Source organism: Bradyrhizobium cajani (assembly GCF_009759665.1).
Classification (GTDB): Bacteria; Pseudomonadota; Alphaproteobacteria; order Rhizobiales; family Xanthobacteraceae; genus Bradyrhizobium; species Bradyrhizobium cajani.
On the sequence record NZ_WQNE01000016.1, the window covers coordinates 135,834 to 158,316 of the forward strand.

Consider the following 22,483-nt stretch of genomic DNA (forward strand, 5'->3'; position numbering starts at 1 on the left):
CCAAGCTCGCGTGTCGCGCACCGCCAATATCTACCACCCGGATTGGTCCTCTGGACCAGCTCACCAGAGGGAGTACCTCGTTTTTGCCATTGATCTCAGCGCCAAGCCGTTTGCCTCGCCATAGAAAGTGAGCCACCTTTTTCGCGCCGCTTAGTCGTCAATTGTTCCGAGAGACAAGCTGCTCGTGTCGAGTTCGCGGCATCTGGCGTGACTTGGTGATCGCCTTCCGTACCCCTAGAGATGGGACTTTAGTCAAACGTTTCGGCCTGCAGGTCTGGGATGCCAGCGCCAATGTTTGCTCCAATGGCGTAGGCAAAGCCGACAAGAAAACCGCAGCACCGCGCCAAGCCCGAATAATTCGGCATGCGAGGCCAAAGCCAATGTTCATCGCTTCGGGCGTTGCTCCCCATGGGGCCATGGCGGCTCCGCCTCTCCAGATCATCGGCATGGTTCAGACAACCTTTGGTCAGGCTACTCTCAGGCGTGACAGCGGCGCGGCGAGTCGGGTCAGCGTTGGCGACCTTGTCTGCCGCGGTGACGTAATCGAGACTGCTGCGGATGCGCAGATCGGCATTCGGCTTCTCGACGACACTGTATTCAACGTCTCCAGCCGCGCTCGTATCGAACTGCGCGAGTTCGCCTGCGATTCCGACGGGGCTCCGCGTTCGACCGTCGTTGCGGTCACCAGCGGAAATTTTGCCTTCGCGGCCGGCCGGCTGGCAAACAGCGGCACCCTGACGGTCGACACCCCCATGGGAAGCGTTCGCAGCCGTTCCCATGCGAGCGGGTTCGGCATCTTGACGATCGCGGCGTTGACTTTCTCGATGGTGAAGGACGCACCAGCCGCAGACCCGGACGCCACGTTTCTGGACGACGACAAGATCACCTACAAGGACCTGCAGCACGGCGCCTTCGAGCTCATCACCAAGGAGCCGGTACCACGACACATCATCGTCGATGATCCCAGCGAGACGATCGTCCTGAACCGGATCGGTTCCTCGGTCAGTGTGAACCAGGTTGCCAACAGCGCTGCTCGAATGGAGGAGTTGCAGGCGGCTCAACAGGACGTGCTCGCCAATCTAACGCGAGGCGCAACGGGATCGAGCACGCCACCTTTCGCCGACTCGCTGCCGCTAGAGCACATCAATTTCACGTTCGAAGAGAGAATTGCGCCGTTGGGCTCGGCTACGCCAGAGCCGGTGTTCGTGATCCCACTCATCGTACGGCCGCCGCCGACGCTGGGCGTGTCGGCCGGCCCAGTCGAGATCGACACGATCACATTCGACGAATTCACCGCGACCACCGGTACCTTCGCCGCCAACAGCTCGCTCAATGCCACATTGACCTACGGTCTCGGCGGCGGGACGGCCGGCACCACGGTCCTGAACGGAAGTACATACGATCTTTCGCAGACCGGACCGTACGGCACCCTCTATCTCAATAGCACATCCGGCGCCTACGTGTTTGTGCCGAACAGCGCTGCAATCAATGCCCTGTCGTCGCCGACGAGCACGAGCTTCGTCATCACGGTCTCGGACGGCGGGCTCTCGGCGAGTCAGATCTTCACCATCGCCATCAACGGAGTCAACGACACCGCCACGATCTCAGGCGACGCCGGCGGCGCGGTGGTGGAGGCGGGCGGCACCGCCAATGCGGCGCCCGGCATGCCAACCGCGACCGGCACGCTCACAGACACGGATGTCGACAACCCGCCCAACACCTTCACGGCCATCAGTTCGCCGACCAGGAGCACGGGCGGCTACGGCAGTTTCACGATGACTGCCGCCGGCGTGTGGACTTACATCCTCGACGATCGCAATAGCACGGTGCAGGCCCTTCGCGTCGGCGACACCTTGACCGACACCCTTACGGTGACCAGCATCGACGGCACCCCGCAAGTCGTGACGATCACGATCCAAGGCAGCAACGACGCCGCCGTCATCTCCGGGACTTCGACCGGTTCCGTCGTCGAGGCGAGCGGCGCTTCGCCCGGCATGCCGATCGCGGCGGGTACACTTGTCGCCACGGATGTCGACGACCCCTTCAGCACCTTCGTGGCGGTCGGCGCGCCGACGGCAAGCGCGCACGGCTATGGCTGTTTCACGATCACCGCGGCCGGCGTGTGGACCTATAAACTCGACAATGCCAACGCTGCGGTTCAGGCGCTCAACAAGGCCGACACGCTGACCGACTGCTTCACGGTGACCACGACCGACGGCACGGCACAGGTTGTGACGATCACCATCAACGGCAGCAACGATGCGGCTGTCATTTGCGGAACGACGACCGGCTGGGTGCTCGAGGCCGGATGTGTGGCCAATGGAAAGCCTGGCAAGCCGACTGCGACCGGCACGTTGACCGATGCCGATCCCGATGATGCGTCCAACACCTTCACCGCGGTGAGCACGCCAAAGACGAGCGCGGGCGGCTTCGGGACCTTCACGATGACCGCGCTCGGCACGTGGACCTACACGCTCGACGACAACAACAGCACGGTGCAAGCCCTCAATGCCTGCGATACTCGGACCGATCATTTCACCGTGACGACGCTCGACGGTACGCCGCAGGTGGTGACAATCACGATCAAGGGCACGAACGACGCCGCCATCATTTCCGGAACCACGACGGGCTCGGTGCTCGAAGCCGGCGGCATCTCGTCCGGGATCCCATGCGCGACCGGCAAGCTCGCCGATACCGACGTCGACAATCCGGCCAACACCTTCACGGCGGTAACCTCGTGCACTGCAAGCGACGGCGGCTACGGCACCTTCACCATGACCGCGTCCGGCGTATGGACCTATGTGCTCGACAACAACAACTGCGTGGTGGACGCGCTCGACATCGGCGATACGGTCACCGATCACTTCACGGTGACGACCATCGACGGCACCGCCCAAGAGGTGACGATCTGCATCCATGGCGCCAGTGAAGCCGACCCCAACGACTTCGACAATCTGGCAACAGGAGCAACCGTCGTCTGCGATCCCCCGTTTGTCTACGGCACGCCGGGGGATGACTGTATCGCCGGCGGCGGCAATTTTCCCCAAACGGTCTACGGAGGCGCCGGTGATGACACCCTCAACGGCACCGGCGTGAACGACACCATCTTTGGCGGATCGGGCAACGATGCGATCAAGGGCAACAACGGGGATGACGTCATCTACGGCGGCTCCGGACGAGACAATATCGACGGCTGCAACGGGTGCGACACCATCATCGGCGGGCTCGGTCCGGACAAGCTCACGGGCGGCAATGGCGATGACGCCTTCGTTTATCTGTCGACGGCAGATTCCCGTGCAGACCGGTTCGATACGATCACTGATTTCAGATCGGGAGCCGACAAGATCGATTTGACGGCTATCGGTGCGCTCGCATTCCTGGTCCTGGCATTGACCTCGACTGGCACATCCGTGCCGGCCCACACCATCGCCTGGATTTACGACGGCTCGGCCAATGAAACCGTCGTCTATGTCAATCCGACGGATCAAGCGCTCCATATCGGTGATTCCAGCCTGCTGGAAGTTCATCTCCAGGGTGTCGCGACCATCGATTCGTCCGATTTCATCGTGGACCAAACCGTCGCGCCAGCCCCGGCTGTGAGCGACACCATCGGCCCGACCGCAGCAATGCAAGGTGACACCGCCGTCGCTGCGATCGGTACGTCCGAGATCTCCGCCGACACGACGGACGGTAACAGTCCGCTCTCCTCCAGCGGAGGCTCAACCGCTCCATCGGTGGATGTAAGCCATCGCCTCGATGCCGCTCAGGATCAAAGCACCTTGAGCGAGGCAACCACCTCTTCCACCTCGGGCCAAGCTGCCACGCAATCCACCCTCTCGGATCCGGCAACCGTTTCGCCGTCGATGGACTCCTTCAGATTTGTGTTCGAACAGACCGCGACCAGCGAGAGCACCCATTTGAGCGGAACTGGCGCGAGCGGCATGCCGGCGGAAAGTCATCCCATGCCGGATGTTGCCTCCACCATGGCGAGCGCTGCCGATACCGGAAATGCGGTCGATGCCGTCCCCGAGATCGGCCTCGACAACGGCGACGGCGCTCATTCGAGTCCTCCTCAGGCAAACGAACACCGTCACGCTCCGACTGGGGAGCCAGGCAGGCCTCATTCTCAACTGCATTCTGCGGCTGATGGCGCGCTCGGCGCATACGGACACTGGCAGGCGAATCCGCACGGGCTGGGCCATTCCTTCCACTTCCTGAATCCGGCGATCGAGAGATCGGGCGTCACATTCGAGAACGATGTCCCATCGCCGCTCGACCATCACGAACGCGCGGCAAAAGCCGAAGGACATGGCGGCGCCGCGGCGGCAGCCGACGTTTTGCAGCTGGACCATGGCGCTCACGTCGCCGGCGGCTTAGCCGCCCATGCGCCGCACGACCTCTTGGTGTGAAACGATTTCGGCCTATTTCCGCCCAGCCGGTGGCGGCGTCGCCATCGCCGCCGCCGGCTCGGGCGGCGCCAGGTGGCGCGGGACGATGATGGACTGGCCGGGGGTGAGCTGCGCATTCTCCGGCAGCGAGTTGCTCTGCGCGAGCGACCACAGCGGCACGCGATTGGCCGCCGCGATGCTTTCCATGGTGTCGCCGCGGCGGACCGGCAGGCGCACGCCGCTATCCCACAATTCGACCAGCGTATCGCCGGGCACCAGATAGCGCAGCGGCACGGCACCGGCCTGGGCCTGCGCCTGAATGCGCGGCAGCTGCGTCACCATGTCGAGGATCTGGCGATGGATGTCGTCGGACTTTTCGATGTTGATGTGGCTGACCCGCGCGTTCTCCTTGAGGTCGTAGCTCGCATAATGGCCGCGATAGCCGGCCACGGCCACGACATCGCCGCCGCCGAGCACGCTGTCGGAGAGGAAGATGTTGATGAAACGCTCGACATTGAGCGGCACGTCGCCGGTCGCGTGCGCGGGGTCGATGGTGATCACGAGGCTGATCGGGATGTTCTCCTTGGCCGCCATCTCGGAGATGACGATCGAGCACAGCCCGCCCATGGAATGGCCGATCAGCACGATCGGCGCCGACGTTTCCTTGTAGCTGGCGATGGCGCGATTGCCGATCAGCCGGCACAGGGTGAATTCATAGACATCCGCCGAGAAGCCGGCCTGCGTCAGCTTCTCGCCGAGCCGGTCCATGCCGGTCGAGAAGAGCGGACCCATGGCGCCGCGGAACAGGTAGATCTTCGGCGGCGGCAACGGCTCGGCCGGCGCAGGCGGCGGCACGGCGGGAGCGACGGCAGCGGGCTTCAGCTTGGGCGGTGAAGCCACGGCCATGCCGGTGCTCAAGGCGAGCAGCCCGAGCGCTGCCAGCGCGACGATTCGCCTTCGATCAACCATCAGTCCAGCAGTCCCACCACGGAAGGCAAAGACCTTCCCCCGCCGGGCTTAGTGACCATCGATTGGGTGGAATTTGGGGCATCGAGGCTCAGCCGCGGCGTACGGCCGCCTGCATCAAAGCTCCGTGATCTGCCGAGGCCGTCACTGCCTGCCCTTGAGCCGGCTGCGGTGCGCGGCCTGCTTGGCGCGGTTGCCGCAGATCGCCATGGCGCACCAGCGCCGCGCACGCCTGCGGGTGTGGTCGGCGAACAGCATGGTGCAGTTGTGGCCCTCGCATGCCTTCACGTTCGAAAAGTCCTCCTCGCAGACGAATTGCGCCAGCGCCTCGCCGACCGGCAGCAGCAGAGATTGCGGCGATTGCCAGCGCCGCGTCATCTGCAGCGCCAGCGCCCCGCCACGGTCGGGAGCCGGTACGATCTGCCGGAATGCCTCGTCGCGCTCCAGGAGACTGTTGAGCGGGCCCAGTTCCTGGAGTGCGCTCGCCGTGAGCGGCCGGCCGCCATGCTTGCGAACGAACCCCCTGAACCATTCCCGCAAGGCGCGGGCCTCGTCGGCCACTTTGCCCAGCTCCGCCGGTGTTGCGCGCGCCTTCAGCGCATCCAGCGCATCGGTCGGCACGAGCCCCGCCTGCGCCAGCCAGTCGATCAGGCCATCGCCATCGTCGAGCCAATCGATGGGCGTATCGAGCGGCGTCGCAACCGAATTCAGGAAGTCGAGGCCGCGCGAGTCCGCGATGAACATGGCAGGCGGTCTGTGCATGAGCGATCCCCAAGCCGGTCTGAAAGGGTCATTTTCAGTAACCTGTTAAAAGCCAATTGACAAGTTACTAAACGGCGACGTAACCTCATGTAAGTCATTAAACAGGTTACTACGAAGGAGAACGGTGATGACCCCGACCACCTATCGCACCGCAGATGTCGACGGCTTCAAGCTGTTCTATCGCGAAGCTGGTCCTGTCGGCGCACCGAAGCTTCTTCTGCTGCACGGCTTCCCGAGCGCGGGCCACATGTTCCGCGATCTGATCCCGCTGCTCGCCGACAGGTTTCACATCGTGGCACCGGATCTTCCCGGCTTCGGCCAGTCCGACATGCCCCCGCGCGACGCCTTCTCCTATACCTTCGACAACGTCGCGCGCGTGATCGCGCGCTTCGCCGAGATCATCGGTTTCGATCGCTTCGCGGTCTATGTCTTCGACTATGGTGCGCCGACAGGTTTTCGGCTTGCGCTGCGCCACCCCGAGCGCATCACAGCCATCATCTCGCAGAACGGCAACGCCTATGAAGACGGCCTCAGCGACGGCTGGACACCGATCAAGGCCTATTGGCAGAACCCCTCGCAAGCCAATCGCGATGCGCTGCGCGCTTTCCTGACGCCGGAGGCGACGCGCTGGCAATACACGCATGGGGTGCCCGATCCGACCATGGTGTCGCCGGACGGCCAGAACCTCGACAATTACTATCTGGCGCGCCCGGGCTCGGACGACGTGCAGCTCGATCTGTTCGGCGACTACAAGAGCAACGTCGCGCTCTATCCCTCATTCCAGGACTATTTCCGCACGCACAAGCCGCCCTTCCTGGCAGTCTGGGGCAAGCACGACCCGTTCTTCATCCCGCCCGGCGCGGAAGCGTTCAAGCGCGACAATCCCAACGCCGTGGTGCAGTTCTTCGACACCGGCCATTTCGCGCTGGAAACACATGCAAGAGAGATTGCTGACGCCATTCGCGCGTTCTTGCACTGACGGGAGCGGCTAGAACCGCAAAATCCGGTTCAGCAATTCGAGCAAGCTGCGCTGCTCGGCCTCGTCGAGCGGCGCCAGCATCTTTTTGTTGTAGGGCGCCGTCAGCCGCGCGCCCTCCTGAATCAGCTTTGCACCCTTCGGCGTGAGCATGAGCTCGATGGCGCGGCGGTCCGACTTCGAGCGGTTGCGCTTGATGAAGCCGGACGATTCGAGCTCGTTCAGGATCTTGATCAGGTTCGGCAGGCGCAGCCGAAGCACGCTGGCGAGGCTGCTCGGCGGAACGCCGGGATTGTCGCGAATGACGACGAAGATCGCATAGGTCGCGGGCGTCAGCCCCAACGCCGCGAACTCCTCGTAGAAGCCCTCGAAGAATTTGAGCTGCGCGAGCCGCAGCATGAAGCCGGGGGTTCGCTGGAGCGCTCGCAGGTCCAGCAATCCTTCCGACGGCTGCGCGGCCTTCGTTCCGGGTCTCAACGCTTTCGGGCTCATGATCCTCAATCCGCGGCGGCCAGTTTGGCCGAATTGACACGCTCAGAAACAGCTATAAAATATAACTATTATTGAGCGGCACCAAGACCGCCATGGGAGGGAGACAATGAACAGCAAATTCCTGCATAAATTGTGCATCTTGGCCTCTGTTCTGGCGGCGGCACCGGCATTCGCCCAGGACGTGGTGAGGATCGGCGTTCTCAACGACCAGTCGGGTCCGTTTGCGAGCTACCAAGGCATCGGCTCGGTCGTCGCCGCCAAGATGGCGGTCGAGGATTTCGGCGGAAAGGCTGCCGGCAAGCCGATCGAGGTCGTCGCGGCCGATCACCAGAACAAGACCGACATCGGGATCGGCATCGCCAGACGCTGGTATGAGAACGACGGCGTCGATGCGATCTTCGACATTCCGAACTCGTCGATCGCGCTTGCGGTGGCCGGCATGAGCGCCGAGAAGAACAAGGTCTTTGTCGGATCGGGCGCTGGAACGGTGCTCTTGACCGGCGAGAAGTGCACGCCCAATACGGTGCACTGGACCTACGACACCTATGCTTACGGCCGCGGCCTCGGCAAGGCGATCGTGCAGCAGGGCGGCAAGAAGTGGTTCTTCATCACCGCCGACTATGCGTTCGGCCACGACCTGGAGAAGCAGGCCGCGGAGGCCGTGAAAGCATCAGGCGGCGAAGTGCTCGGCAGCGTGCGACATCCGCTGGGAACGGCGGACTACGCCTCTTTCCTGCTTCAGGCCCAGGCGTCGGGCGCGACCATCATCGGCTTCGCCAATGCCGGCGACGATACCATCACCTCGATGAAGCAGGCTGCCGAGTTCGGGCTGACCAAGGACCACAAACTGGTCGGATTGATCCTTGGCATGAACGGCCTGCCCGCGCTCGGCCTGAAGTTTGCGCAGGGCGCGCAGATCATGAACCCGTTCTACTGGGATATGAACGACGGCACGCGCGCTTTCGCAAAACGCTTCGCCGAACGCATTCCGTCGAAGGCCTATCCGAACGACATGCAGGCCGGCGTCTATGCCTCGGTCATTCACTATCTCAAGGCGGTGGACAAGGTCGGCAGCACCAAGGACGGCAAGGCCGTCGTCGCCGCCATGAAGGAGATGCCGACCGACGATCCACTGTTCGGCAAGGGTTATGTCCGCAAGGACGGGCGCAAGATCCATCCGCTCTACCTCTTGCAGGTCAAGGCACCCGAGGAGTCGACCTCCACCTGGGATCTGCTGAAGGTCGTCGCCACGATCAAGGGCGAGGAGGCGTTCCGCTCCGAGAGCGACGGCCAGTGCCCGCTGGCGAAGCAATAGCGGGCCTGGAGCTGACCATGAGCGGCATTGCCTCCAGTCCGGTCGACCCGTTCGCGCCTGACTTCCTGATGGACCCTTATCCTGCCTATGACGCGCTGCGCGCGCTCGGGCCCGCGTTCGAATTGGAGCGTTACGGCGTGTGGGCCATGGCGGGCTATGCAGAGGTCGAGCCGGCCCTGAAGGACTGGAAGACATTCATCAGCGGCGAGGGCGTCGGGCTGCACGGGATGAACCCGGCCTTGCCGAAGCCGCTGACGCTCCAGATCGATCCTCCCGACCACGACAAGGGCCGGCGGGTCCTCGGCCGCACGCTGTCTCCGGGCGTCGCGAGAAAGCTGCGCGAGACGTTTCAGCGGGAAGCAGAGAAGAAGGTCTCGGAGCTGATCGACAAAGGCACGTTCGATGCCGTGGCTGATCTCGCCGAAGCCTATCCGATGAAGGTGTTTCCGGATGCGATCGGCATCCGTCCGGACGGCCGCGAAAAGCTGCTGGCCTGGAGCACGTTCGTCTTCGACAGCTTTGGGCCGGAGAACGAGATGCTCGCGGCTTCGCGGCAAGAGGGGCTCGCGGCGCAGAGCTGGATCATGGAATGTTGTGCTCGGGATGCGCTGCGGCCCGACAGCCTCGGCATGATGATCTACCAGGCCGCCGACGACGGCGAGATCACCGAGCACGAAGCAACGCATCTGGTGCGGCCGTTCCTCACCGCGGGGATCGACACCACGGTCAACGGCATCGGCAACACCCTGCTCGCGCTTGCCACGCACGCGGATGAATATCGCAAGCTGCACCACAGGCCGGAGCTGGCGCGCAATGCCTTCGAGGAAGGCCTGCGCTATGACTCCCCGGTGCAGACGTTCTTCCGCACCACCTCGCGCGACGTCGAGATCGGCGGCGGTGTGATCCCGGCGCATCGCAAGGTGCTGCTGTTCATGGCCTCGGCCAACCGCGATCCGGCGCGGTGGGACGGACCCGACCGCTTCGAGGTCGAGCGGGTCGCAACCGGCCATGTCGGCTTCGGCGCCGGCATCCATGCCTGCGTCGGCCAGATGATCGCCCGTCTGGAAGGCGAATTGATCTTCAGCGAACTCGCAAGGCGCGTGAAGTCCATCGAGCTTACGGCGGAGCCGAGGCGCAGGCTCAACAATTCCCTGCGCGGACTGGAGAGCATGCCCGTGCGGGTGAGGGCCGCTTAACGAAGGAGAGAACCCTCACCCGGCGCTTCGCGCCGACCTCTCCCGCAAGCGGGAGAGGTGGGAACGAGCCGGGCCAGCCGATTCAACTCAAAGCCATTCCGCTTAGGCCGGATCACGCGGCGCCGGGGCGACGAGACGTTGCCCTCAATTCCTCGCGGGAGCCGCCGCGGCCGCGGCGCGTGCGGGCCGCGGTGCGCCGGGTTCGGCAACCGGCGCCGGTGCACGCGAGCGCATGATCGCGGCATCGATCTCGGCGATCACGCGGCGCTGGATCGCCTCGTTCTTGTCGATCGAGATGTGGCCGACGCCGGTACCGCGCACGTCGACATTGACGAGCTTGCCGCGCAGGCCGGCCGCAGCGCGAACGGGCTCGCCGGGACCATCGCCGATATAGATGTTGATGTAGCGCTCGGCGCCGGTCGAGAGCCTGGTCTTGAACACGGAGTCGAGGCCGATCGCGAGCTTCACGGGCACGCCGAGCTGGTTGAGCTTGGCGATCATGTCGGGCAGCGCGGTCGCGCCGGAGGAATGCCCGACCAGGATGATGGTCTTGAGCCGGCCGGCCTTGTAGGCGGTCGCCGCCTCATCGGCGAGCGAGGACCAGGACACGAAGTTGGCGACGGTCACCGGGATGCCCTGCGCCTGGAGCCGGGCGCCGATCGTGTCGAGCCCGAGCGAGAAGATGTTGAGCACACCGCGGAGCAGGTAGACATGCGTGGTCGCGGCCGCGGCCTGGCTCGGTGCGGCCTTGGCGGTGGTCGGGCTGATGGCAACAGCGGACAGCAGGAGCAGGCCCATCGCCCAGGCGCGGAGGGCGGACAACTGGCTGGCGCCAGCGGTGTGACGGCCGTTCGGTCTCATCGATGTTTTCCCTGGGGACGATACGCTTCGCGATTGGCCGGAATCGTAGCCATGGCCTGCTCGCAGACGCAACAAAGAGCCGCGTGAGCGACAATCTTAGCAGCAAGCCGTGACCATCGCGCAACACCTGCCCGGAACCTGCCACCGAACGGCCTGTTTTGAGACCATTTTTCTCCGGGCAATTGCGGCCCGGCAAGGGCATTCCTATCTCAGGGCTCCGCTGACCTGCCCTCCCGGGACGGGTTCCAGCCTCCCTCCCCCAGCCTTTGCCCCTTAGCCTTGCGGCCATTCATGTCCTCCATCATCTCCGTCGCCAATCTGTCGAAGACCTATGGGTCCGGCTTCAAGGCGCTCAAGAACATCAATCTCGACATCAGGCGCGGCGAAATCTTCGCGCTGCTCGGCCCCAACGGTGCCGGCAAGACGACGCTGATCTCCATCATCTGCGGCATCGCCAACCCGAGTGAGGGCCGCGTCCTCGTCGGCGGCGAGGACATCCAGACCTCCTACCGCAAGGCGCGCTCGCTGATCGGCCTGGTGCCGCAGGAGCTGCACACCGACGCCTTCGAGAGCGTGTGGGCGACGGTGAGCTTCTCCCGCGGCCTGTTTGGCAAGCCGAAGAATCCTGCGCATATCGAGAAGGTGCTCAAGGACCTCTCTCTGTGGGACAAGAAGGACAACAAGATCATCACCCTCTCCGGCGGCATGAAGCGCCGCGTGATGATCGCCAAGGCGCTGTCGCACGAGCCGCAGATCCTGTTCCTGGACGAGCCGACCGCCGGCGTCGACGTCGAGCTGCGCAAGGGCATGTGGGAGGTCGTGCGCGGCCTCCAGCAGTCCGGCGTCACCATCATCCTCACCACGCACTACATCGAGGAAGCCGAGGAGATGGCCGACCGCATCGGCGTCATCAACAAGGGCGAGATCGTGCTGGTCGAGGACAAGACGACCTTGATGCAGAAGCTCGGCAGGAAGCGGCTGACGGTGCATTTGCAGGGCAAGCTCGCGGCATTGCCGGAGAGCCTCAGCCCCTACAAGCTCGACCTTTGCGATGGCGGCGCGACGCTGGTCTACGACTACGACACCAAGGGCGAGCGCACCGGCATCACCAGCCTGCTCGGCGACCTCCGCACCGCCGGCATCCGCTTCAACGATCTCGACACGACGCAATCGTCGCTCGAGGACATCTTCGTCGACCTCGTGAGGACGTCATGAATCACCGTGCCATCCGCGCCATCTATCTGTTCGAAATGGCGCGCACCTGGCGCACGCTGCTGCAAAGCATCGTCTCGCCGGTGGTCTCGACCTCGCTCTATTTCGTGGTGTTCGGCGCCGCGATCGGCTCGCGCATCAGCGAAGTCGAGGGCGTCAGCTACGGCACCTTCATCGTGCCGGGCCTGATCATGCTCTCGGTGCTGACCCAGAGCATCGCCAATGCCTCGTTCGGCATCTACTTCCCGAAATTCACCGGCACGATCTACGAGATCCTGTCCGCGCCGATCTCCCATTTCGAGATCGTGCTGGGCTATGTCGGCGCGGCCGCGACCAAGTCGATCATTCTGGGCCTTATCATCCTGGCGACAGCCGGGCTTTTCGTTCCATTGCATATTCACCATCCGGTCTGGATGCTGACCTTCCTGGTGCTGACGGCGGTGACCTTCAGCCTGTTCGGCTTCATCATCGGGATCTGGGCCGACGGCTTCGAGAAGCTCCAGATGATCCCGATGCTGGTGGTGACGCCGCTGACCTTCCTCGGCGGCAGCTTCTATTCCATCGATATGCTGCCGCAGGGCTGGCGCACGGTGGCGCTGCTCAATCCGGTGGTCTACCTGATCTCCGGCTTCCGCTGGAGCTTCTACGAGATCGCGGATGTCAGCGTGTCCGTCAGCATCGGCATGACGACGGCATTCCTGGTGATCTGCCTCGCCATTGTCTGGTGGATTTTCCGCACCGGGTATCGGCTGAAGAATTAGCTGTCATTCCGGGGCGTCCCAAGGGCGAGCCCCGGAATGACGGCCGTGGACTCACCGATAGCAGTGGAAGCGGTGATAGCCGTCGTAGTAGCCGTGGCAGCGGTGGCGATAGTGGCGATGGGGAATGCCGAGCACGCCCTCGACCGCACCGACGGCGCCGCCGACACCGGCACCGACGACGCCTCCGACCGCGCCGCCCACAGGGCCGGCGATCCGGTTGCCCTCATAAGAGCCTTCCTGGGCGCCGCGCACGATGCCCTGAGCGCGGCTGGCTTGCGGGATCGACATCAGCGCGAGAAGGATGGCCGCGGCTGCGAGCAGCAGGCGGGCGGACAAACCGGCCGGCAATTGCGCGGCGGTGACGACAGGAGCTTTGTTCATCTTCGATCCCAAGGGAAGCGCTAGGAGTAAAGGGAAGCACAAGGGGTGACTTGCGGCGGGCGCCGCGTCTCGAGGCGGGCCATCATCAACGCGCCCGGCGGCCAAATGGTTGCGCCTTTATGACGAATTGTCGGCGTTGTGAACGCATGTCGGGCTCGCGAAAATGTCAGCACCGCCAGAGCCAGCGCGGCACAGAGCGGCCTTGCTTACGCCCGGCATCGCGTTAACGATGGACGGCCAGCCCGCTGGAACGAAAGCCGGATTGCAGGCATATTGCACGCCGGGGGACGGAGAGCCGCGGCGCGTAGCGTGAACAGGCCGGAGGCCAGAACTCAAATGCGTTTCCCTCAAATGCGTTTCCAGATGCGTTCCTTTTTCATTGCTTTCACTTCCCTGATGCTTTTGGGCGCGGGTACCGCGCAGGCCAAGGTCGAGATCACCGTCGACAAGGACAATCAGCAGATGATCGTCGCGATCGACGGCGTCACGCGCTATCGCTGGCCGGTGTCGACCGGCATCCCCTCGCGCGAGACGCCGAATGGCGCGTTCCGCGCCTTCCGCATGGAAGAGGATCACTACTCCAAGGAATTCGACGAGGCGCCGATGCCGCACTCGATCTTCTTCACCAAGGTCGGGCACGCCATCCACGGCACCGACTCGGTCGGCCGGCTCGGCTCGCCTGCGTCCCATGGCTGCGTGCGGCTGTCGCGGCAGAATGCATCGACGCTCTACGCCCTGGTGCAGGAGCAGGGCGTGCTCAACACCACGGTGACGCTGACCGGCTCGGCGCAAGTGGCGCTGGCGCGCAATCCGCGCGGCCGGAATGCCAACGCGGTTGCCCGCGCCGCGCAGCCCGCTGAGGACCAGTACTCTGCTGCCGGCGATCCCGTAAATCTGACGCCGCCGCAACCCGCCCGCCGCTACATGCCGCAGGACGACAATTACATCTACCCGGCCGACGGCAGCGACACCGGCGCACGCTATCCGGCGCCGCGCGGCAGCCGCCCACTCAATGACGCGCAGGTCTATCAGCAGCAACAGCCGCAGCAGTACTACAATCAGGGCTACGGCCAGCAGCAGGGCTACTATTATCAGCCACAGCCCCGGCAGGTTTATCAACCGCGCGGCTATTACTACCAGAACTGACGCTCTCTGAACGCGGCGTTGCCGCGTTCGACCATCTCCCTACCGCACCTCCGAAGGCACGGGCGACCGGCTTGGCGCGGGCCCTTCACTTTTGCGCGAAAATCCCGCGCGCCGGCAGCGGACGGACGTCCGTCATCCAGCTGTAAAAACCGGGCAATACCGTTTTGCTCCATAGATCGAGCATGTGAGCACGGACGCCCGAAGGGAGTAGCGCTCGCACACAACGTCCTTCGTGCCATTTGAATCACCAGCGGCGGAGACTGTCATGAAGCGAGGCATCGTCGTTTTTGTCTCGGTTGCGGCGCTTATGGGCTTCAATTATTTCGCGGCCGGCAAATGGGCGATCCGTCACAGGACCGTGCCACTCGCCGACATCCTGCGCGACGGCCGCGACGTGACCGTCGAGGTCTCCGTCCGCCGCGACCGGGAGATCCAGGCGATGGCTGAAATGATCGACCTGCCGGTCGTGATCCTCAGCCACGGCAACACGGTCAAGCACACCGAGTATTCGTTCCTCACCAACACATTCGCCGCCCGTGGCTATCTGGTCGTCAGCGTTCAGCACGATCTTTCGAGCGACGATCCCATGGTCACGAAGGTCGGCGAGGAATATGTCGGCCGCCGCTCGCAATACAACCGCGGCATCGCCAACATCCTGTTCACGATCGAACGGCTCAAGCAGCTCTACCCGAATGCGGACTACCGCCACCTGACCCTGGTCGGACATTCGAATGGCGGCGACATCTCGATGTATTTCGCCAAGCGCCATCCGGAGCTGGTGAAGAAAGTCGTCACGCTCGACAATCTGCGCGTCCCCTTCGTCACTGACGGCAAGATCAAGATCCTGTCCTTCCGCTCGAAGGATCCGCAATTCAAACCCGATCCCGGCGTCGTTCCTGACGACGAGACCTGCGCCAAGGTCGGCATCCAGGTGGTCAAGACCGAATTCCAGCACAACGAGCTCAGCGACCGCGGCTCGGATCAGGTCAAGGGCTTCATCGAAGGCGCCGTGCACGACTTCCTGAACGAGCTCGGCGAAGACGACAGTCCCTTCAACATGCCGCGTCTTTCAAAGCCGCGGCCCACCATCGACCAGCTCGCGGCCGCCGCACCCGACCGTTGAGCACGCCTTGCGCAGATCCTCTCTTGCGCGTCGAATCCCGGCCCTGCCGGCTGGACGGGATCGCGGATGCTGATTATTGGTCGGTCCGGCACTGCGATGAAGCTGCGTTCCTCCTGCCTCGCATGGTTCGTGATGTCATTCCGTTTTGCGGCAATACTGGGCACGCTCTGTCTTCTCGTCACGGGAGAGGCCATGGCCTTCGATCTCGAAGCACATCGTGGCGGGCGGGCGCTGCTGCCGGAAAATACCCTGCCGGCCTTTGCCAACGCCCTGTCAATGGGCGTGGACACGCTGGAGCTCGACGTCGGCGTGACGGCGGATGGCGAGATCGTCGTCTCGCATGAGCGCGGACTCAATCCGGATCTCGCGCGCCGCGCCGATGGCACCTACGTCAATCCACCGGGCATACCGTTGGTGAAACTGCGGCTCGATGAGGTCAGGACCTACGACGTCGGCCAGATCCGGCCGGGCAGCACCTACGCGAAACAATTCCCGGACCAGCGCGCCGTGCCGGGAACGCGCATTCCAACCTTGAGCGAGCTGTTCGCGCTGGTGCGCAAGTCCGGGAATACGCGCGTGCGCTTCAACATCGAGACCAAGATCGATCCGAACCGCCCGGACGAATCCCTCGACCCGAGCAGCTTCGTCACGAAGCTGCTCGGGCTGGTCGAAGAGGAAAAGCTTTCCGACCGCGTCATGATCCAGTCGTTCGACTGGCGAACGTTGCAGCTCGTGCAGCAGCAGGCACCGAAGACGCCGACCGTGTACCTGACGCTCCAGCGCGGCTCGGGCCAGACGGTGGCACTCGACAAAGCCACCAGCTGGACGGCAGGCTTCAATCCGGCCGATCATGGCGGCTCGCTGCCGCGGACGATCAAGGCCGCAGGTGGCGCGATCTGGTCGCCTAATTTCGGCGATGTGACCGCGGCGCTCATCTCGGAGGCCCACGCGCTCGGGCTGCGCGTCGTGGTGTGGACGGTCAACAAGCCCGAAGACATGGCGCGCATGATCGAGCTCGGCGTCGACGGCATCATCTCGGACAGGCCGGACCTGTTGCGGCAGGTGGCGAGCGAAAAGGGAATTGCGTTGCCAGGGGGGACGCCGGTGGAGCCGTAGAATCGCGTCGCCTTGTAGCCCGGATGGAGCGCAGCGCAATCCGGGGCCGCTCGTGCGTTAGAGACGGTTCCCGGATTACGCTGCGCTCCATCCGGGCTACGAAGCTGCCCTACTCCCCACTCCGCAAACGCCGGTACAGCGCGCCCAGAATGTTGGAATAATCGTCGGTCCAGACCCGCACCCTGTCGTCGGCCTCGGTCTCCTCCCACTGCTTGGAGGAGACGATCTTGCCGACATCGGTCGCCTCGCGCGCGGAGATGACGACGTCGGTGGAGAAGATGTAATCGGAATCGCGGCCCGAGTCCTCGTTATAGACCCAGCTCTTCAGATCATTGGCGTCGGCGATGCCGACCACGACCGGCTCGAGATCGAGATGCCGGTTGGAGACATGCATCACCACCGCGCCATGCGGGGCAAGCTTGTCCTTGTAGATCTTCATCGCCTCTTCGGTCGCAAGATGGATCGGGATCGCGTCCGAGGAATAGGCATCGACGATGATGAGGTCGTAGGCGCCGTCCGGCTCCTTGGCGAAGGTGAGGCGCGCATCGCCGATCACCGGCTTCAGATCCGGCAGGCAGCTCGATATGTAGCGGAAATTCCTGGTGTCCCGCGCGGCATCGACCATGGTCTGGTCGATCTCGAAGAATTTCCAGCTCTCGCCGGGTTCAGCCGCGCAGGCAAGCGTGCCCGAGCCGACGCCGATCGCGGCGACCTTCAGCGGCGCGCCCTTGCGCTCGCGGATCGCGGTGATGGCCTGACCGATGCCGCCGTCCTTGTGATAGTAGGTGATCGGCTCGGGCCGGCCAACGACCGGCGTGCCGTCATTGTTGAGGAAACGCTCGGCGCCGTGAATCGTGGTGCCGTGCATCAGCACGTGAAAATAGCCGCCGGGCGTCACCACGATCTTGTGCACGCCGAAGAAGCTGCGCACGGTGATGACGCGCCCCTCGTCCGCGGGATAAACGCGGATCAGCGCCAGCGCGAGCACGACGGTGGCGAAGATCTTCCAGCGGCCCGCGTTGAGCGCGAGCGCCAGCAGCGCTGCGAGCACGCCGACGGCGCCGGCCACCCAGACGCGGTGGTCCTCGAACCAGGTCGAGAGACTGCCCGTCGTGGTGGACGGCGCGACGAGCGCGACCGCGAGCGCGACGAGCGCCAGCCAGTACCATTTGACGATGCCGGCAAGCCGCTCGTTCGCCGAGGGCCGGCACAGCGCCGCGAGCGCGATCAGGATCGGATATTCGGCGATCCATGAGAAGGTGAAGGGTGCAACGAGCCCGGCGAACAGGCCGCCGACCATGCCGCCGAACGACAGCGCGACATAGAAACCGGTGAGATATTTGGCGGCCGGCCGCGTCCGCGCCAGTTCGCCATGGCAGGCCATGGCGATGACGAAGAAGCACAATTGGTGACCGCCAAGGGTCAGCAGCAGGTTCTGCTCGCCGCCGAAGGCGAGCAGGACAACGACGCCAGCGATCGCGACCGGCTGGAGCATCAGCATCCATTTGTGCGGCAACAGCGGCCGCGACTGGAACACCACCACCCAGGTGAGCAGATACAGCGACAGCGGCAGCACCCACAGCAGCGGCGCCGCGGCGACATCGGTCGAGATGTGCGCGGTGACGGCAATGAGCAGGCCCGACGGCACCGCGGCCAGGAATATCCAGCGCAGCCGCGTCACGAGCCCGGGCGCCGGCGCATTCACCTCCTCGGTTTGCGCGTCGGCGACAGCAAGCTTCGGCGAGCGCAACAGCAGCGCGCCGCAGGCGGCGATCAGGAGGATCAGGAGGCCGTAGCCGGCGGTCCAGAACCGGTTCTGCGCGTGCAGCGTGAACATCGGCTCCAGCAGGAACGGATAGGACAAGAGCGCGAGGAAGCTGCCGATGTTGGAGGAGGCATAGAGGAAATAGGGATCGTGAGCGGCCGGATGGCCGGTGCGGACGAACCAGGCCTGGAGCAGCGGATTGTTGGCCGCGAGCGCGAAGAACGGCAGGCCGATCGAGACCACGAACAGGCCAAGCAGCCAGAACGCATAGCCCGAGCCGGGTGGCTCGCCATAGGCGGAGGCGATGCCGAGCGGCAGCGTCGCGAAGGCCGCGATAAGCAGCAGCAGATGCACCGCAACCGGAACGATCCGGTTCCGGATCTGCATCAGGAGATGCGCATAGGCGTAGCCCGCGAGCAGCAGCGACTGGAAGAACACCATAGCCACCGACCACACCGCCGGCGAGCCGCCGAGCCGCGGCAGCACCATCTTCGTGAACAGCGGCTGCACCGAGAACAAAAGCAGCGCGCTGACGAAGATCGCAGCGGTGTAGACCGTCAGCAGCAGCCGGTTGCGCGAGGCGGACGGCTGCTCCGTGGCGGCGGGTTGCACGATCGAATCCATGGATGCTCCGGCAAAACCCCGGCGGGCGCCGGGCGCGCGCAATGGAGCACAAGGCGCCTGAACGGGCAATAAAGGGCCGCGTGATGTTGCAGCGAGGAATGCTTGATATACAGATGTCGTTCCGGGATGGTCCGAAGAACTTACCCGGAACCTCGAGATTCTCCGGTGCGCAACCGCGCACCGTCGTTCGATGCCTTGCATCGCCCCGGAATGACGCCAGGAAATCATGAGCGAAACCGACGTCGTCATCATCGGCGCTGGCCATAACGGCCTCACCTGCGCGGCCTATCTCGCGACGGCGGGACTGCGCGTGCGCGTGGTCGAGCGGCGCAAGGTGGTCGGCGGCGCGGCAGTCACGGAGGAGTTTCACCCGGGCTTCCGCAATTCGGTCGCGGCCTACACCGTGAGCCTGCTCAATCCGCAGGTGATCCGCGACCTCAAGCTCGCCGAACAGGGCCTGCGAATCGTCGAACGGCGCGCGCAGAATTTTCTGCCCGCGCCCGACGGCAGCTATCTCCTCACCGGCGAGGGGCGGACGAAGGCGTCAGTTGCACGGCTCAGCGCGCATGATGCCGATGCGCTCGACGGCTTCTCGCGGGAGCTCGAGGACATCGCCGATGTGCTGCGGCAGTTCGTGCTGCGCGCCCCGCCGAACCTGCTCGACGGTTTTGGTACCGCCGCTCTCCGCGAGGCCGTGAACGCATTGCAGAGCGCCAACATCCTGCGCTCCCTGACCCTGGAGCAGAGCCGCAGCCTGCTCGATCTCTTCACGCGCTCGGCCGGCGAGATGCTGGACGAACGTTTCGAGCACGATCTCGTCAAGGCACTGTTCGGCTTCGATGCCATCGTCGGCAATTATGCCAGCCCCTACGCTGCGGGCTCGGCCTATGTGATGCTGCACCACGCCTTCGGCGAGGTGAACGGCAAGAAGGGCGTCTGGGGGCACGCCATCGGCGGCATGGGCGCGATCACGCAGGCGATGGCGCGTGCCGCGCGCGACATGGGCGTTGCGATCGACACCGATGCCGGCGTGCGCGAGATCATCGTCGAGCGCGACCGCGCGGTCGGCGTCGTGCTGGAGAACGGCGCGACGATCCGCGCCAAGTATGTCGCGGCCAATGTCAACCCGAAGCTGCTCTATACCCGGCTGATCGCGGCCGATGCCCTGCCAGGGGACTTTCTCGCCCGCATCCGCCACTGGAAGAACGGCTCCGGCACGTTCCGCATGAATGTGGCGCTGGACCGCCTGCCCTCCTTCACGGCGCTGCCTGATAATGGCGATCATCTCACGTCCGGCATCATCCTGGCACCGAGCCTCGGCTATATGGACCGCGCCTATCTCGATGCCCGCGCGCACGGGTGGAGCCGGGACCCCGTCGTCGAGATGCTGATCCCCTCGACGCTCGACGACACGCTGGCGCCCGAAGGCAAGCACGTCGCGAGCCTGTTCTGCCAGCACGTTGCGCCGGAGCTGCCCGATGGAAAGTCCTGGGACGAGTATCGCGACGAGGTCTCCGATCTCATGATCGCGACGGTGGACAAATATGCACCCGGCTTCGCCGCCAGCGTGCTCGGCCGCCAGATCCTCTCCCCGCTCGATCTCGAGCGGCAGTTCGGCCTGCTCGGCGGCGACATCTTCCACGGCGCGCTGACGCTGAACCAGCTGTTCTCGGCCCGGCCGATGCTGGGCCATGCCGATTATCGCGGCCCCCTGAGAGGCCTCTATCACTGCGGCTCCGGCGCCCACCCCGGCGGCGGCGTCACCGGCGCCCCCGGCCACAACGCCGCGCAGGCGATCTTGAGGGATCACCGATCGCTGTTCGGAAGTCGTGGATAGGCCTGTGGGCAGGCTGTGGACAGCGTGTGACCAAACCGGGGACATCCTGCACGGCTGATCAGGACAGGCTTGGGGACCGGCAGTGGAAAACCGCGGGGGTGATTGCGGGAAAGGTCGGTGGATAACGTCCTGGCAGGAGCGCGGATAATATGTGGAGACCGCCTGAACGGTTGCGCACGGCAAAAACGACTTCGCCCGCAAGGGGTAATTCCCCATGCGGGCGCTCGTCAGAAATAGCCTGCGAAGAAAAGTAGCCCCGTAAGAAAATGGGAGGGGGAAATTACTTCAAGGAGGTGCTAATCGAAGTGAACTTCTCGTTCATCGCGGTGCCCAGGCCGTTCACCACGGTGATAATCGCCAGGGCGATACCGGCCGCGATCAGGCCGTATTCGATCGCAGTGGCTCCGCACTCGTCCGACCAGAACTTCAAAACCATGCGCTTCAAGACACGTCTCCATTCTACTTCAAGTTGCTTCGATTGATCACGACATCCGAAAATATACGTGGCGGAACCTTCGGCTCGGTTAATCCTCAAATCGCAACTTATGCGGAAAGTTGGGAACAAAAGTTCCAAAAATTGAACTCGACGGAACCCTAGATGCAGCCTTCCCCAACCCATCGCGCCAGTTTTTCGATCGGCACCGAACTTACCGCCCGGCGGGTCGTCGACGTGCTCACCGAGGTCTTTTTCGAGGGCGATGCGGCGGTCGCGGCCTTTGAGCAGCCGGACGGGCGATGGGAGGTCACGCTGCATTTCGCCGAGGCGCCGGACCAGGCATTGTTGCGCGAACTCGTTGCAACTTCGGCAGGAAATGAGATCGCCGCCACCCTCGCCTTCGACACAATCGAGGCCAAGGACTGGGTCAAGGCGAGCCTGGAAGACCTCGTCCCGGTGCCGGCCGGGCGCTTCGTCGTGCATGGCAGCCACGACCGCGACCGCGTGGCGCCGAACAAGCTCACAATCGAGATCGAGGCCGCGCTCGCCTTCGGCACCGGCCACCATGGCACCACCCGCGGCTGTTTACTGTTGCTTGACCATGTCCTGAAGAGTTCCCGGCCGAGGAACCTGCTCGACCTCGGCACCGGGACCGGCGTGCTGGCGATCGCCGCCGCGAAGGCGCTGCACCGCGCGGTGCTGGCCTCCGACATCGATCCGCCGTCGGTGCGGGTGGCGGCGGAGAACGCGACGCTGAACGAAGTCGGCAACCATGTGCGGGTGATCCGCGCCACCGGCTTCGCCGCGCCGGATTTTGCCAGATGCGGTCCGTTCGACCTGGTGCTCGCCAACATCCTTGCCAACCCGCTCCGGCAATTGGCCGGCCCAATGGCGCGGCATCTGGCCCCCGGCGGACGCGTCATCCTCTCGGGCCTGTTGACGCACCAGGCGCCCGCCGTCATCGCCGCCTACCGCGCGCGCGGCCTCGTGCCGCTGCGTCATCTGCGGATCGAAGGCTGGAGCAGTCTGTTGCTGCGGAAGGTCGGATGAGCTGCGGCCTGAACGGTGCTGCGCTCCCTCACCCCGTTCTTACGGGGAGAGAGTTGGGGTGAGGGGCCGCTTCCAC

General features: G+C 64.3%; 18 protein-coding genes. 11 read left to right on the forward strand and 7 right to left on the reverse strand.

Annotated elements, in window-relative coordinates; all coding sequences use genetic code 11:
- The first annotated feature begins 380 nt into the window (after positions 1 to 380).
- On the forward strand, positions 381 to 4,409 hold the full coding sequence (locus GPL20_RS20225) for a VCBS domain-containing protein (RefSeq protein WP_246250762.1): 4,029 nt from the start codon (positions 381 to 383) through the stop codon (positions 4,407 to 4,409).
- A gap of 12 nt (positions 4,410 to 4,421) precedes the next feature.
- Here GPL20_RS20225 and GPL20_RS20230 read toward each other — a convergent pair whose 3' ends face one another.
- Together GPL20_RS20230 and GPL20_RS20235 are read right to left on the reverse strand one after the other, a co-directional pair.
- Positions 4,422 to 5,357, reverse strand: a complete 936-nt coding sequence (locus tag GPL20_RS20230) for a LysM peptidoglycan-binding domain-containing protein (protein ID WP_157331255.1) — start codon at positions 5,355 to 5,357, stop codon at positions 4,422 to 4,424.
- A gap of 141 nt (positions 5,358 to 5,498) precedes the next feature.
- Positions 5,499 to 6,116: a CGNR zinc finger domain-containing protein gene (locus GPL20_RS20235; protein ID WP_157331256.1), complete on the reverse strand. Its 618-nt coding sequence runs from the start codon at positions 6,114 to 6,116 to the stop codon at positions 5,499 to 5,501.
- A 127-nt stretch (positions 6,117 to 6,243) separates the two neighbouring features.
- Between GPL20_RS20235 and GPL20_RS20240 the strand changes: the two genes are divergently transcribed.
- On the forward strand, positions 6,244 to 7,095 hold the full coding sequence (locus tag GPL20_RS20240; RefSeq protein WP_157331257.1) for an alpha/beta fold hydrolase: 852 nt from the start codon (positions 6,244 to 6,246) through the stop codon (positions 7,093 to 7,095).
- A 9-nt stretch (positions 7,096 to 7,104) separates the two neighbouring features.
- On the opposite strand, the gene GPL20_RS20245 is transcribed toward GPL20_RS20240, so the two are convergent.
- Positions 7,105 to 7,584, reverse strand: a complete 480-nt coding sequence (locus GPL20_RS20245; RefSeq protein ID WP_157331258.1) for a MarR family winged helix-turn-helix transcriptional regulator — start codon at positions 7,582 to 7,584, stop codon at positions 7,105 to 7,107.
- A 106-nt stretch (positions 7,585 to 7,690) separates the two neighbouring features.
- Between GPL20_RS20245 and GPL20_RS20250 the strand changes: the two genes are divergently transcribed.
- Together GPL20_RS20250 and GPL20_RS20255 are read left to right on the forward strand one after the other, a co-directional pair.
- Entirely contained in the window at positions 7,691 to 8,899 is a 1,209-nt protein-coding gene (locus GPL20_RS20250; RefSeq protein WP_157331259.1) for an ABC transporter substrate-binding protein, read from the forward strand.
- Positions 8,900 to 8,916: 17 nt separating this feature from the next.
- A complete protein-coding gene (locus GPL20_RS20255; RefSeq protein ID WP_157331260.1) occupies positions 8,917 to 10,095 on the forward strand; it encodes a cytochrome P450 in 1,179 nt (392 codons plus the stop codon).
- Between the two features lie 144 nt (positions 10,096 to 10,239).
- Here GPL20_RS20255 and GPL20_RS20260 read toward each other — a convergent pair whose 3' ends face one another.
- A complete protein-coding gene (locus GPL20_RS20260) occupies positions 10,240 to 10,956 on the reverse strand; it encodes a hypothetical protein (protein ID WP_157331261.1) in 717 nt (238 codons plus the stop codon).
- Between the two features lie 291 nt (positions 10,957 to 11,247).
- On the opposite strand from GPL20_RS20260, the gene GPL20_RS20265 reads away from it, so the two are divergent.
- Together GPL20_RS20265 and GPL20_RS20270 are read left to right on the forward strand one after the other, a co-directional pair.
- Positions 11,248 to 12,171 (forward strand): ABC transporter ATP-binding protein, encoded by a 924-nt coding sequence (locus GPL20_RS20265; RefSeq protein WP_157331262.1) that lies wholly within the window; start codon positions 11,248 to 11,250, stop codon positions 12,169 to 12,171.
- A complete protein-coding gene (locus GPL20_RS20270; RefSeq protein ID WP_157331263.1) occupies positions 12,168 to 12,929 on the forward strand; it encodes an ABC transporter permease in 762 nt (253 codons plus the stop codon). Before GPL20_RS20265 ends, GPL20_RS20270 begins: the two co-directional genes overlap by 4 nt.
- A gap of 51 nt (positions 12,930 to 12,980) precedes the next feature.
- Here the strand turns inward: GPL20_RS20270 and GPL20_RS20275 are convergent, their stop codons facing one another.
- Positions 12,981 to 13,310, reverse strand: a complete 330-nt coding sequence (locus tag GPL20_RS20275; RefSeq protein WP_157331264.1) for a hypothetical protein — start codon at positions 13,308 to 13,310, stop codon at positions 12,981 to 12,983.
- A gap of 363 nt (positions 13,311 to 13,673) precedes the next feature.
- Between GPL20_RS20275 and GPL20_RS20285 the strand changes: the two genes are divergently transcribed.
- The 3 genes from GPL20_RS20285 (at position 13,674) to GPL20_RS20295 (ending at position 16,695) form a co-directional block, all read left to right on the forward strand.
- The gene (locus tag GPL20_RS20285) at positions 13,674 to 14,456 is read left to right on the forward strand and encodes a L,D-transpeptidase (protein ID WP_167533118.1); all 783 of its coding nucleotides are present in this window, start codon (positions 13,674 to 13,676) and stop codon (positions 14,454 to 14,456) included.
- A 265-nt stretch (positions 14,457 to 14,721) separates the two neighbouring features.
- On the forward strand, positions 14,722 to 15,579 hold the full coding sequence (locus tag GPL20_RS20290) for an alpha/beta fold hydrolase (RefSeq protein ID WP_157331266.1): 858 nt from the start codon (positions 14,722 to 14,724) through the stop codon (positions 15,577 to 15,579).
- Between the two features lie 132 nt (positions 15,580 to 15,711).
- Positions 15,712 to 16,695, forward strand: a complete 984-nt coding sequence (locus GPL20_RS20295) for a glycerophosphodiester phosphodiesterase (RefSeq protein WP_167533123.1) — start codon at positions 15,712 to 15,714, stop codon at positions 16,693 to 16,695.
- Between the two features lie 109 nt (positions 16,696 to 16,804).
- Here the strand turns inward: GPL20_RS20295 and GPL20_RS20300 are convergent, their stop codons facing one another.
- A complete protein-coding gene (locus tag GPL20_RS20300; protein WP_157331267.1) occupies positions 16,805 to 19,084 on the reverse strand; it encodes a fused MFS/spermidine synthase in 2,280 nt (759 codons plus the stop codon).
- Positions 19,085 to 19,310: 226 nt separating this feature from the next.
- Between GPL20_RS20300 and GPL20_RS20305 the strand changes: the two genes are divergently transcribed.
- On the forward strand, positions 19,311 to 20,921 hold the full coding sequence (locus tag GPL20_RS20305; protein ID WP_157331268.1) for a phytoene desaturase family protein: 1,611 nt from the start codon (positions 19,311 to 19,313) through the stop codon (positions 20,919 to 20,921).
- A 280-nt stretch (positions 20,922 to 21,201) separates the two neighbouring features.
- Here the strand turns inward: GPL20_RS20305 and GPL20_RS20310 are convergent, their stop codons facing one another.
- Positions 21,202 to 21,357 (reverse strand): Flp family type IVb pilin, encoded by a 156-nt coding sequence (locus GPL20_RS20310; protein WP_157331295.1) that lies wholly within the window; start codon positions 21,355 to 21,357, stop codon positions 21,202 to 21,204.
- A 162-nt stretch (positions 21,358 to 21,519) separates the two neighbouring features.
- Here GPL20_RS20310 and GPL20_RS20315 point away from each other — a divergent pair, with 162 nt between their 5' ends.
- Positions 21,520 to 22,407 (forward strand): 50S ribosomal protein L11 methyltransferase, encoded by an 888-nt coding sequence (locus GPL20_RS20315; protein WP_157331269.1) that lies wholly within the window; start codon positions 21,520 to 21,522, stop codon positions 22,405 to 22,407.
- Positions 22,408 to 22,483: the final 76 nt, after the last annotated feature.